This window comes from Nostoc sp. (genome assembly GCF_036917935.1).
Taxonomy (GTDB): domain Bacteria; phylum Cyanobacteriota; class Cyanobacteriia; order Cyanobacteriales; family Nostocaceae; genus Nostoc.
In genome coordinates, this window is the sequence record NZ_JBALEL010000058.1 from 64,001 (window position 1) to 76,533 (window position 12,533).

The 12,533-nt window shown below is 40.9% G+C and carries 11 protein-coding genes; 4 read left to right on the plus strand and 7 right to left on the minus strand.

Features of this window, described 5'->3' with window-relative positions:
• Positions 1-498 precede the first annotated feature (498 nt).
• On the plus strand, positions 499-699 hold the full coding sequence (locus V7K62_RS24620; protein ID WP_334868693.1) for a hypothetical protein: 201 nt from the start codon (positions 499-501) through the stop codon (positions 697-699).
• Positions 700-1,245: 546 nt separating this feature from the next.
• Positions 1,246-1,974 carry a hypothetical protein gene (locus tag V7K62_RS24625; RefSeq protein ID WP_334868695.1) on the plus strand — a complete coding sequence of 243 codons (729 nt, stop codon included), beginning with the start codon at positions 1,246-1,248 and terminating at the stop codon, positions 1,972-1,974.
• A gap of 366 nt (positions 1,975-2,340) precedes the next feature.
• Here the strand turns inward: V7K62_RS24625 and V7K62_RS24630 are convergent, their stop codons facing one another.
• The 4 genes from V7K62_RS24630 to surE all read right to left on the minus strand — a co-directional run bounded on the left by V7K62_RS24630 (position 2,341) and on the right by surE (position 5,459).
• Positions 2,341-3,117 carry an MGMT family protein gene (locus V7K62_RS24630; RefSeq protein WP_334868697.1) on the minus strand — a complete coding sequence of 259 codons (777 nt, stop codon included), beginning with the start codon at positions 3,115-3,117 and terminating at the stop codon, positions 2,341-2,343.
• A gap of 24 nt (positions 3,118-3,141) precedes the next feature.
• A complete protein-coding gene (locus V7K62_RS24635; RefSeq protein WP_334868699.1) occupies positions 3,142-3,795 on the minus strand; it encodes a PAP/fibrillin family protein in 654 nt (217 codons plus the stop codon).
• A gap of 87 nt (positions 3,796-3,882) precedes the next feature.
• On the minus strand, positions 3,883-4,506 hold the full coding sequence (locus V7K62_RS24640; RefSeq protein WP_334868701.1) for a hypothetical protein: 624 nt from the start codon (positions 4,504-4,506) through the stop codon (positions 3,883-3,885).
• A gap of 272 nt (positions 4,507-4,778) precedes the next feature.
• Entirely contained in the window at positions 4,779-5,459 is a 681-nt protein-coding gene (gene surE / locus V7K62_RS24645; RefSeq protein ID WP_334868703.1) for a 5'/3'-nucleotidase SurE, read from the minus strand.
• A 497-nt stretch (positions 5,460-5,956) separates the two neighbouring features.
• On the opposite strand from surE, the gene psb32 reads away from it, so the two are divergent.
• Positions 5,957-6,691: a photosystem II repair protein Psb32 gene (gene psb32, locus V7K62_RS24650; protein ID WP_334868705.1), complete on the plus strand. Its 735-nt coding sequence runs from the start codon at positions 5,957-5,959 to the stop codon at positions 6,689-6,691.
• 70 nt (positions 6,692-6,761) lie between these two features.
• Here the strand turns inward: psb32 and V7K62_RS24655 are convergent, their stop codons facing one another.
• From V7K62_RS24655 to V7K62_RS24665, 3 genes are all read right to left on the minus strand, one after another.
• The gene (locus tag V7K62_RS24655; protein WP_334868707.1) at positions 6,762-7,145 is read right to left on the minus strand and encodes a DUF4346 domain-containing protein; all 384 of its coding nucleotides are present in this window, start codon (positions 7,143-7,145) and stop codon (positions 6,762-6,764) included.
• Between the two features lie 838 nt (positions 7,146-7,983).
• The gene (locus V7K62_RS24660; protein WP_334868709.1) at positions 7,984-9,162 is read right to left on the minus strand and encodes a GNAT family N-acetyltransferase; all 1,179 of its coding nucleotides are present in this window, start codon (positions 9,160-9,162) and stop codon (positions 7,984-7,986) included.
• Between the two features lie 136 nt (positions 9,163-9,298).
• Positions 9,299-10,039: a RibD family protein gene (locus tag V7K62_RS24665; protein WP_334868711.1), complete on the minus strand. Its 741-nt coding sequence runs from the start codon at positions 10,037-10,039 to the stop codon at positions 9,299-9,301.
• A gap of 294 nt (positions 10,040-10,333) precedes the next feature.
• Here V7K62_RS24665 and V7K62_RS24670 point away from each other — a divergent pair, with 294 nt between their 5' ends.
• Positions 10,334-12,463, plus strand: coding sequence for an ATP-binding protein (locus V7K62_RS24670; RefSeq protein ID WP_334868713.1), 2,130 nt, complete (start codon positions 10,334-10,336; stop codon positions 12,461-12,463).
• The last annotated feature ends 70 nt before the right edge of the window (positions 12,464-12,533 follow it).

Here is a 12,533-nt window from a genome sequence, read left to right on the forward strand (position 1 = left end):
GCAAGAGTTGCAAAACAGTCAACACAGCTATCAAATCGAATACTTTACGCAACTATTCCACAAATATCAATTACCTCAAACCCTTTGATACTGATGTTCTTGCTTATCAGATGATGGATCTTAGAGGATGTTTTAAAAGTATTTGGCTGTGATTTTAGGCACTTTGATCCCCCCTAACCCACGCCAGTCGCTCATGGGGGAAACCCCCAAGACCGCGCTGGCTCCCCTTAAAAAGGGGGGAACCGGAATCAAAGTCCCCCAATTTATCGGGGGATTTAGGGGGATCTAAAATGTTTTGATACCGACAAGAGGACTTTTAAAACATCCTCTTAGCAACTTTGAATTATCCATAGGATGCGCTCAATTAGCTCACCCGAATGGGTGAGGAGCAAATCAACCGTTCAGGTGAACTGAGTGCAGGAAGTTGAACCTGATAAAAAATAAGACTCTATTACTCAAGAACACTAATTGCACTTTACTCTAACTAAGGATAATCCGATGAAACTCTCTGTCTTGATAGATTCTGTACTGATTGTTGCTTCTATTGCTTTATTGCCTGTAATCGATGGCGCTCAAACAGCTACTCACAATAGTGGCGAACCTATAGCTATCAACTCTAACATTCGACAAGACTATAGCGGTTCTCGCTTGAGTGAGATACAAGAACCCCACCCCCAACCCCCTAAGAGCAAGCGATGAGGGGACTATAATGTACCTTATATGATTAGGAAACGCTATAGTAATTTATCTCACTAAACATAGCGTTGCAGAGGTTCGGAACGGATTTATGAAATGCTGTACTATCATCTCGTTGCTTTGATAAGAGAATTCATCACAAAGGAGGAAAAGCTGCTATATTCCACTAATCTCCATCCCATTACCGAAAATTACTTTAACCCCTCCAACACCTTGGAGGGGTTTTTAGTTGGTGCTACGGTTGCTACTTGCTCTAGCGTCGCCCCCTTGCCCTAAAACACCTTTTCGAGAGGAAAGCGGGGAGAAAGTGCGATCGCGGAATCTACAGTAGCACTGGAATGCTTTCTGCTACCACTAAGGTGCGTAGGCGTAGCCCGTTGAAAACATCGCTTCCACAATGGCATAGGCTATCACACTCTTAGAAAAAAGGGTTGGGTAATAAATTATTTACTGTTCTATCCAATTAACGTTGTTAAGTTACTCAGCAGGTGTAGTTTTCACCTCCAGGCTGTGTTAAATATTGTGACGCGAAACAGGAGTATAGATACGTTGCTAAAGCTTTCTCCAGAATCTCCTCTATTTATTGTGTTAATCATTATTAGTTTTCTAGTAGTAACTTTGTCAACTTGGTTGTCATCTAAACCATTTGTTTTAAAACCATTTGGGGTTAATGATATTGTCCAATTGCTCACATTACAATTATTCATTTCTTTGTTATTAGAGCGTTCTTTAGAAGTTTTTATAACTACTTGGCGGGGCCCATTCGTCGAACAATTAGATATTAGTATTCAGCAAAAAAAGGATCTACTGTCTGAGAAGATAAGACTTATGGAAGTACAACAGAACCAATTCACTTCTTTAGAATCCAATCAAATCAGTGGACTCCCACCTGAAGGAATGAGTTTAGAACAGCAAATCATCCAAAATTTTACGCAAAACCAACAAGAACCATTAAAAATATTCAAGCCACAAATTGATGATATAAATGAAAAAGAGCGCCAAAGAGCAGCCTATAAATCTGATACACGAACAATTGCTCTATGGACATCCCTTTTATTCGGTCTTTTAATGAGCGCAATAGGTATTCGCTCAATTGAACCACTTGTAATTATTGATTTAGATAATCCCATACAAGTAGTTATTTTTCGTTGTTTAGATGCATTGCTGACAGGAGGTTTAATTGCCGGAGGTAGCGAGGGAATTCATAAGCTCATAAAAGTTTTTATCGACTTTATGGAAGCTACATCTAAACAAATCAAAAATCAGGGATCATCTTGATGAAACCCGGAATGCAGGATAATATTGCAAATCTTATGAAAATTACAGTAAGTAGGTGGGAAAATTTACAAGTATGTCATTGCGAGTGAAACGGAGTGTAACGTTCGCGTAGCGTCTCGTAGAGAAGCAATCACAAGGACTTTGACGGTTTTAGATTTTGTTACATAGTTAGAGGATGTTTTAAAAGTTCTTTGGTCGGTAACAAAACGTTTTAGATCCCCCTAAATCCCCCGATAAATTGGGGGACTTTGATTCCGGTTCCCCCCTTGTTAAGGGGGGTTAGGGGGGATCTAGAAGTGCCTAAAATTACATCTGACCACTTTTAAAACATCCTCTTAGATTAATTCGTGCCTACCTACTTAATATCTATTCTAAATATAGAGTCCCATCTTCCCAGAGATAATCTTTAATAGCTACAAAATTTTTGTTGAAGTTTCTCAATAAATCTGCCTCAGAGAAAACCTTAATCCCTTCATTTTCTAACTTATTTTGTTGTTGGCTCACATAAGTTATCAAATAACCTTTAGAGTCTAATATTCTATGTACCGGATAATCAGCAGCCGAAGTTTTTTTCAGGTATATAGGAATAGCTCTTAGATAGCTATTATCTACTCCTATACCTTTGATTATCTCTTTATATGTAACTATTTTTCCACTGGGGATTTTGATAATAAAATTTAGAAATCGTTTATATGGATTTTCAGATAATGGTGGAAATTCATTGGCTTTAACTTGAAAGTTACTACCAACCTGGATTTGACCTGATTTAATAACTACACCTAAAATTCCTCTTTTATCTTGGATGCTTTTTAATGATTCTAGCAAGTGGGCTATTCGCTTACATGGTTCGCAGTGAAAAGTTAGCCGAATTGCTGCACCACTTTCAAAGGTTAGCAGAGAGCCAGGGATAAAATTATCAAATTCTATACCTTTAACTAGAATATTTTCTCGCAATTCTCCTGGTTTAATTGATAAGTCAAAAATATCTTCGTACCTAACAATTAAAACTTGCCTGGGACTTATAGGATCGGCATTAATATCTCCTTCTATACCATAATTTACCTTTAAATTTAATGTCTTAAGCTCTACCATCGCCGAGCCTAGTTTTACTTTGGTGAAAAGATGCATGATTGAGAGAGCCATATTCATTCAGTGGCGCGAGCAATTTCAAATTGAAGAGGTAAAGTCAGGTAAATCATGAGATTTCCTAAGAATGAATAAGCTTCCATCTCCTCCACGTCCAATTCTTAAGGTTTCATCTAAGTAGGTAATGTCTAATGTAGCAGTTCTGCTAGTAGGATTATTAGCTGGGACAACCTTAAATGGGTTGAGTTGGGGGGTATTAATGCCAACAATCTTCTGAATCGATAGGTAGCGTTTATCAAAATAGACGTTGATACGTTTGTTCTGTAGAGGCTCTAAATCTTCTTTGGCTGGCTCAAAGCTAGCTGTCACTTTCACATATCCCGATACTATCCCCAGAGAATGTTTAACTTTAGCTAGATTAAAAAACAATTTATTTGCAACATCAATTACTTGATAAACTTTACCCAGTTTTAATCCCAATGGGAGGGAAACTAAAGAACGTATTTCTCTGGCTGTGGAGTATTGCAGCTGCCAAGCTCCCTCCAGTAAAGAAGTAGCGTAGAGAAGAGGATTGAGATTGGGATTGACGCTCTCTAGTTCCGTCGTCAATTGTTCAATTTCTGCGGCTAAAATTTTGTCTAGCTGTAAATCGGTAATAGGAGAGCCATCGCTCTTGCTTTGAATATCCTCAAGCTTTGCTTGTAATTTTTCCTTAATTAAAAGTTGATTATTCAATGGTTAAAGATTTTCCTTTATATATCCTATTTATTTAGTTCAACTTTTATGCACTTACCGCATAAAAGTTGAATTATCTAGATGAGATTAGTCAATGAGTTGTGGGGTAGGAATTTGCGTATCGATATCCGCTTGGGAAAAAGTAGGGAGAAGCCAGCTACTCTCACCCGCCTTAAATACTTTCGCAGGTTCAACATTCAATTCAATTGCACCAGTGGCTAGATTGGTTCTAGCAAGAGACTGTGTGCCATCGACAAACTTAACGGCGATGGGTTGAGTCAGTTCTTGTGGTTGAGCATTCGGGCCTAAAACTACTTGAGAACCTGCGGGTAAGTAAATGCCATCGCAATCCCAATCATCATCCGTGATTGTTCCTGCGCCCAGAAAGTAGAGTTGGGTTGGGGATTTTTTTGGTTTATTGGCATAGACAGCCAACGTCTTTCCAGTTTCATTGCGGCACTGTGCCCGCTTTCTAGCTGTTTCTATGACATTTTTCTGAGACTGCAATTGTGCCAGTCGCTGCTGGAACTGCTGAGGTGTATAGCCAGCTTGCTCAGGTGTATCCTTTACAGTTAGAAGTTGATTGAGCGCCTGAGTTACCTCAGCATAGTCAGCCCCCTTAGTAAAATCCTTGCCTGCCCAAGAGGGTTGAGCAATTAGCAGGTTCACCATCAACACGAGAGCGACAAGAACAATTTTGAGAAACTGCATATTGTTCTCCTTTTTTTGAAATTAATGTTCAGTACCTCTGAAAACTTTACCAGATTTCAAATCCTTGAAAATTTTGATCGCGATCGCAACAATAGCCATAAGATTAATTAATAGCCCTACATGCTCTCCTCAATATCCACTAAACAGTGGTAGCAGTTAACTAGTAATATCATGTCCGCTTAATAACTTACGATAGTCGTTGCGAGTGCAACGAAGTGGAACGTTCGCAATGACAACTAATCAGCCGGACATGATATAACTGATGGCTGATATCAAACTCTTAACTGGGTGACGGCGATATTGCCGGAAAAGCATACATCCACATCACTACCAGGAATGCGATCGCGTTTGCCATATTCCCCTACATAATAAAAATTATCGCCTTCAATTCGATAGTTCACGGGCAAAGGTTTGGTACAGGATTGGCAAAACACCACTTGCGGATCTGGTTCTCCTGGTTGCAGATGCGGCAGATTCACATTCCAGAAGCTTCCCGGTTCTAGGGGACGCTTGAGTAAATCCGCTAAAACTTCAGCTGTGAATTTGGCGGCCAGATCCCAATCAAAATTCTGCTTGGCTTTGCGATACTGGGAAATGGCAACTCCCGGAATACCGTGCATTGCGGCTTCTCGCACGGCGGCCACTGTGCCAGAAATGTAGGCATCGACTCCCAAGTTACCTCCAGCATTGATACCTGAAAGTACAAGTTTGACATCTGCGGCAATTTGTGTAATTGCAATTCTCACACAATCAGCGGGAGTACCTGCGATCGCATACTCAGTCTGAGAACGTCGCTGGAGGTTAATAGCACGAGTGGTAGTAACTTGATGTCCACAGCCAGACTGATGATCGGCAGGAGCAGCGATAATAGTATTTTTGCCGTTTACAGCTTTCAGCAGCGCTCGGATACCGGGGGCATCAATGCCATCGTCGTTAGTTAAAATTATGGTCATGTATATATTATTGATATAGATTTAGCTAAAATGTCAGAAAAATGCAGATATCACCCATCAAGAGACATCTCTATAAATTAAATATGCATTATCCAGAAACCTTGTAGAAAGGTAGCATTGTAACGTCTTTACATTCTTTTTCACTCAGATATCTAATGGGTACGGCAGGAAAAGCTGCTTGCAGATATGAAAACATATACTTGATTCTGCCAAAAATATTGATCGTGCGATATGATTTCTAGATGGTTTGCAAATTCCGCCCTAAGCATTTGGGTTAATTCCCAAAATGGGCGGTGTTTCTTGCGACTAGTAAGGGCTTTAGCGTCAGTTTAATGCTTGCAGTCGCCCTCAGAACAAGTTTGTGCAATCAAAAATCCAGTACAATACATATTTGCTGGGAATATCAGAAATTTCACACTGGAGAAAATCGGGAAAGAGGTGATTTTTGCAGTGGTTCTGTAGTATTTTTGGTGCAAGTCTGTCTTAGGGATCACACGATGAAACATCTCCTCAAACAAGTTTTTAGCGGTCAAAAACACCTCATCCGGCTAATTCTACCTTTGGTGACGGTTATTTTCGCAGCCTCGCTGTTTGCCACACCTGCTTTAGCCACAGGTGTGTATCAAATACCCAATCTCATACCGGGGAATACCTGGGTTTTGGATCAAGGTGAAGTCATCAGCCGTCTGAATGAAGGCAAGATTAGCAGCACTTTTAAGGATTTGGCAAAGCAAACAGATAATGAAGTAAGAATTGTTACTGTTCGCCGACTCGACTACGGTGAAACACCAGAAAGCTTTACTAAAGAACTGTTTGAAAAATGGTTTCCGACAAAAGCAGCCCAAGCTAATCAAACCTTATTGGTTCTTGATACAGTTACCAATGGTACCGCCATTATTACTGGGGATCAAGTCAAGCCAATACTTACTGACTCTATTGCCGAGAGTGTAGCTACTGAAACAGTAAGTGTACCGTTACGTAATGGTGACAAATACAACCAGGCATTTCTCGATGCAAGCGATCGCCTTGTCGCCGTTCTCTCTGGCAAAACCGATCCAGGGCCACCCAAAATAATTGACAATGTGCAGGTTGGAGGCACTTTCAAGAAAGCAGAAGAAACCAACCAAGGTAATGCTACTGCTTGGGTAGTAGGATTGTTAATCGCTGCCACCGTTATTCCAATGGCAACTTACTATATCTATCAGATAAATCAGCCTTCATCTAATGGGTGATGGAAGTGGGGAGTGGGGAGTGGGGAGTGGGGAGTTAGGAATTTTAACTTTTAACTCCTCACTCCTAACTTTAATCTTGAACATACTCTTGCTTTGTGACTAAAGCCACCTCAGCCCGAACAAATTCTCGACCCAAATAAGCTGCATGATCTAATAGAGTTATTGGAGGGGGCTGAGTTTCTTCAAAAATCTTCACGCAAAGTTCTTTCGCCGTCCTCGCGCTAAAAACTGTTGTGTAAGTTCGTTCTACCTTTTCTCGCGCCGGAATTACCTTTCCTGTTTCGGGATCGACAGCTAAACCGCGATCGTCAATCACATTTGTAAAATGCTTGGCATAAATTAACCCTGCATCCCGATCCAAGTAAATAATAAAATATCCACCGGGATCAAGGTCAATATGACGCTGGGAAAGTTTATCATCAATTGCCGTTAAATTTTCAACCATCAAATCCATAAGCATTCTAAAAAGGAAATTTCTTTTTTGAGGGTTTTTACCGAAAAATTGGGTTTAAAGCCCCGTCGTTCTACGACGGCTTTCTTTCAATTAATTAGTGTACCAATATACTATACTAATGATAGTGGAAAGGTAATCAACCACTTAAAAAACCTAGCTGTCGAAAGACAAAGCACTGAACCTTGACAATTAAATCTATGCGGTTCTACTGCATTGTTCTAGTTTCCTCCTAGCAGTAGGTAAAAGATTTATAGGAGCTAGACGACTCAGATTTTTGGAACTATTTGTTTCAAACTAAACAGGACTTGCACGGCAGTTGCAACAAGAGTGGCTCGCCGCCCAACGCACTGCCTCAGCAATGCAACTAGGGTAGGGCATACCCAAAGTTAACGCCTGGGGAGAGTCCCACCTCTGGGCTAGGTAACGCAAGGAACCTAGTTTAAGTGGTCTCATTGAACCAAGAATCCCCGTCGATTTATCGTGGGGAGTGTCAAACTCTATATCAAGTGTAATTCCTCTCTTCCTTAGTATTATTGATACAGCACTTTCGGCGGCTATGAGGTACATCCTCAAAGCTGAAAGCTATGATAGGAAAGGGGTAAGAGGAAAACTGTATTGCATAATAGCCGGAAGCGCTGTATCTTTCAGATATTTTTGATTCCTTTTACTTAAAAGCTAATTTCTCTGATTTGCTATAAATTGTACTTTGCTCATCAAATGACATCTCGATCGCCAACAGTATAATTTCACAATTTTGAAAATAAGGAAAATTTGCATCTGTTTGCCGAATAAAGCTTAATTATTCGGCAAACTATGCTATGAAAGTAGTTCATTTTCTTCAAGCATTTTTCTCACTAAATGGCAACTCTGCATTAATTGCCTCAATCTGCTGCTGTTCGAGTTGATTCACTTCCTTAATATAGGGACGGATAATTTGTCCTAAACGATTATTGTAAAAGCGGTGCAGACTGTGATTGGGCATAGCGGGGAAACCGCGCCGTTTTTTGTGACGCCCGCCCGCGCCAGGGTCAAAAATTTGGATGCCGTTAGCGATCGCCCACTCAATCGGTGCATAATAGCAAGCATCAAAATGTAAGCAATCTATTTCTTGAAAACTCCCCCAATAGCGTCCATAGAGTTTGTCACCTTTAAACAAACAAAAGGACATTCCTAAAGGATGAGAGTTATCTTGTTCGCTATATGCGGCAATAAACAAGACTCGATGGCGATAATCGGTGTGTAGCTGCTCAAAAAACCTCCGTGTGAGATACTTGCTACCCCACCAGCCAAACTTATCACAGGTGTCTGCATAGAATTGGTGCATCAAAGGAAATAAAGACTGAGGAATTTGATCGCCACTGAGCGGTTGCAATCGTAAACCTGCTTTCTCCACAGCTTTGCGTTCCCGCTTGATATTGCGGCGCTGATTGGCGTTAAACACCTTCAAGTAGTCATCAAAAGTTGTAAAGCCAGCATTTTCCCAGACGTAGCTGTGGTGTAGCCAAGTTGTAAAGCCATGCCGTTCCAGCATCGGACGCCATTGAGGATCGACGTAGAGAAAATGACACCCAGAAATTCCATTTTTGGAGCAAAAAGTGTCAATTTCATGCACCATCATCGCTGTGATTTCATCCTCATCTTCTCCTGGGGCGATTAAGAAGCGATAACCTTCAGCTGGAGTAAATGGTGTCATTCCCAGCAATTTTGGGTAATATTGGACTCCGATGCGATCGGCTAACTCTGCCCATTGGTGATCGAAAATAAATTCACCAGAACTATGTCCTTTAAGATAAAGTGGCGCAGCAGCAATCAGCGTTCTATCTCGCCACAATGTCAAGTGATTTGGCAACCAACCAGTTTTAGCCGTAGCACTCTGGGAGGTTTCGATATTGTTCAGCCACTCCCATTCTAAAAATGGCGTTTTGAGTGGCATTGCCAAAGCATTCCAGGCATTTTGGGGTACTTCAGCGATTTTGTTCGTCCAAACGACAGAATAGCGAGGCTTAGGTTGTTCCACTTTTTAGGGGGACTGGGGATTAGGGATTGGGGACTAGGGACTGGGTATTGGGGACTGGGGTATGAGGGAGACAAGGTGGACAAGGAGAATAACCCATACCCAATGCCCAATGCCCAATAACTTAACTTAGCGTAATCTAATCTGTCGGTCGTTGCAGGCGATAGTGCAAAAACACTTCTTGCTCAATTGTATGAACTTCTAAAAGTTGCAACTTGGGAGCCAAATCGGGTAAAAATCCTTTCCCTTCGACGGGTGTGGGTGCGGTATTACCACCTAAAATCAGCGGACAGACAGTCAGCCATAATTCATCAATTAAATCTAGTTCCAGCAAGGAAGCGACTAATTCACCTCCACCCAAGACCACCAAGCGTGTTATATGTAGAGTTGCTAGTTGCTTCAAAGCTGTGAGAATGTCAATTTCTCGCGTTGGTGTTTCAAAAACCAAAATCTGCTCAAATTCTGGAGGGTACTCCTGTACTCCGGTTCCCAGAGTTGAGGGAAGCGTCTGTAAGCGTCTTTTCCACGAAAATTCTCCTGCTGTTGTGGTGAGTAGCCAACGTCTAACTGGTTGCTTAAAAAAGTGAATTTCCGGATTAAGGTTTGCAGAGTTTGTAATCACTATATACACTGGTTGCGGAGGCTTCCCTTCTTGCGCCCGAAGTTGCACTAGAGTTGGATCAGTTACGGTAAGTGTTGTTCCGTAGGCGTTCAGAGTACCAGCACCGAATAAAACGGCATCAGAGGCAGCAATTTGTTTTTCTAAGTGTGCTTTATCAACCCTTGAGCCAAACCTAGCAGGCGATCGCTTAAAATCTGCTATCTTGCCATCTGCACTCATTGCTAAAACAACTGTAGTATGAGGACGATGTTGCAACATTAAATTGATTTGATAGTTTTAAGATTTTCTTTAGTCGTGTGTAAATTCTCAAAATAAACCATACCTGCAAGCTACTGTTTTATAATTTCACCACTGTATTGATATGCAACAAAAATCGCTTCTACATCTAGCATATACGAGTTTTGGTATACCACGTTTCTTTTTGAATTATAGCAATTTGTTATTTTTAAACATTGAAAATAAAATTCTGATAATTTAATAAAATGTCTCATCAAGCTGGTCTAATTGCATATCTTTGGTGTTGTAGTTTGCAGGTGCAAAGTGAGACACTCGATGACTAATTCCCGCCAATCTTCATTTCGTAGAATTTTAGTAACGAGAATATTGCTGCTGTTTGTTCCAGTTTTACTTGTAGGCGAAATTGTTGCCTTAAATAAGGTACGTTCTAGTATATTGGGAACTGCACGGCAAAATTTAACAGAAAGCGCCATCAGTAAAGGGGAGAGAATTGGAGATGCGATCGCAATCTTAAAAGCTAATTTGCTAAGTGTAAGTAAAACAACGGTTATTCCGTCGGGTTCGTCTATACAAGAGCAAGAAATTATCACGCAGTTAAGGCAACAACTTCCAGCCAGTATTGAGTGCATCCAACTAACAAATCTCCTAAACCACAAGATAATTGCTAGTAGCTGTGGGGAGCAAGCAATTGGAGAATTGAGATTACCTTTGCCTAGTGACGGAATTGATGTCAAAACAATCTTCCCGCCAAAGGCAGGAATGACTGGAAAAAGAAATGCCCAAAATCAACTGCAAATAGTTTTATCTACACCAGTTTCCGATAGTAGAAAAAATTTAATTTACAGCTTAAGTATTCAGTCTGCATTGTACCAACAAACCAGAAATCCGCCGGGATCGCTCACAGGCGCTATGGTAGTGATTGCTGAAGATGGCAGAATTTTGGCACACCCATTCACCGATTGGGTAGGAACTAATATCGATCAGCACCCTCATGCTTCCCAAATCAAGAGCATAATTAAAAATGCAATTACGGGAAAAAACGATTCGATAAATTTATCTTTTACAGAGGGAAAAGAATTAGTCGCTGGCTATACAGCTATTGCAAATCCACTCACCCAACAGCAGCAGCAAAAATGGATAGTTTTAGCTGTTACTAGTGTTGATAATGCGCTTTTCGGGTTAGAGGAAATCAAGCTAATTCTCATCGTTTTGACAGTTGGTTTGATTGGCGCAAGTTTGTTAGCATCCCTATATTTAGCTCCTTACTTGGCCCGTCCTGTGGAAGAATTGCGAGACTACGCTCTCAATATTCACTCTCACCATGCCGCACAACCAGTTCCGCACAATTTTCAAATTCGGGAATTCAATCAACTGGCCCAAGCATTAGACCAAATGGTAGAACGGCTGAAAGCTGGATCGGAAGAACTAGAAATAGCTTGGAAAGAAGCAAAAACCGCTAACCAGATTAAAAGCCAATTTTTGGCTACGACTTCCCATGAATTGAGAAACCCATTAAATATTATTATTAACTGTATTCGCCTGGTTGAAGAGGGCTTATGTGATGACCGGGAAGAAGAAATGGAGTTTCTCAAACGTGCCGATGAAACAACGATTCACTTGCTAGGTATTATTAATGATTTGCTTGACATTTCTAAAATTGAAGCAGGTAAGCTTTCGGTCGTCTCCACACCTATTGACCTGCGACAAATATTGTTAGAGGTGATTAATTTACAATCAGTTAATGTTCAACAAAAGGGCTTGCAATTGAAATGTGAATTAGATCCCCAAGCGATACCAATTAAGGCAGACGCGGGAAAACTAAAGCAAGTACTGATTAATGTTATCGGCAACGCCACCAAGTTCACTGACACCGGAAGCATTACCATTACTACAGAAATTCAATCTAGTAGTGGTAAATCTCAGGTGGTAGTAGCTGTCAAAGATACAGGTATAGGCATTGATCCGACTCAACAGCACAAACTATTTCGCCCCTTTGTAATGGTGAATGGCACTACGACGCGCCAGTTTGAAGGTACTGGACTGGGACTAGCGATTTCACGAAACTTAATCGAACTCATGGGAGGTAGCATTACTCTTGAGAGTATGGGACTTCATCAAGGTACGACACTGAAAATTACCTTACCTTTGATTGATATCTCGCTGTTAGCTGTTCCAAATAAAGAAGTAAATGTCGGCGATCTGGGATTTTCTTCTGGGAATGAGGGGGTAAAGGCAAGCCGCTACCCCAGCTTACAGGAGTCTGGGGGAAGTTCCTCTTTGGGGATCAACAAATCTGTGAAAATAGAAGTAGACAAAGAAAATTTCCCGAAGTCCCAGTTACTATTTGGAAATGAGACTTGCGAGATTCGCCTTTCGCCGCTGCAAACTATCTTGGTAAGTCTTCCAAAAGGAGGAGTTTGTGCAAATGGGACTTTCAAGAGGTAATCCTTGTTAGACTCCAATTCAAAATTCAAAAAAATAAATTTGAATCCTCACTCCTCACTCCTAACGGCTA

Excerpts from the sequence above, each read along its gene's own strand:
- V7K62_RS24640 (WP_334868701.1), bottom strand. The coding sequence starts at position 4,506 with ATGCAGTTTCTCAAAATTGTTCTTGTCGCTCTCGTGTTGATGGTGAAC.
- V7K62_RS24665 (WP_334868711.1), bottom strand. The coding sequence starts at position 10,039 with ATGTTGCAACATCGTCCTCATACTACAGTTGTTTTAGCAATGAGTGCA.
- V7K62_RS24655 (WP_334868707.1), bottom strand. The coding sequence starts at position 7,145 with ATGGATTTGATGGTTGAAAATTTAACGGCAATTGATGATAAACTTTCC.
- psb32 (WP_334868705.1), top strand. The coding sequence starts at position 5,957 with ATGAAACATCTCCTCAAACAAGTTTTTAGCGGTCAAAAACACCTCATC.
- V7K62_RS24620 (WP_334868693.1), top strand. The coding sequence starts at position 499 with ATGAAACTCTCTGTCTTGATAGATTCTGTACTGATTGTTGCTTCTATT.
- V7K62_RS24670 (WP_334868713.1), top strand. The coding sequence starts at position 10,334 with ATGACTAATTCCCGCCAATCTTCATTTCGTAGAATTTTAGTAACGAGA.
- surE (WP_334868703.1), bottom strand. The coding sequence starts at position 5,459 with ATGACCATAATTTTAACTAACGACGATGGCATTGATGCCCCCGGTATC.
- V7K62_RS24630 (WP_334868697.1), bottom strand. The coding sequence starts at position 3,117 with ATGGCTCTCTCAATCATGCATCTTTTCACCAAAGTAAAACTAGGCTCG.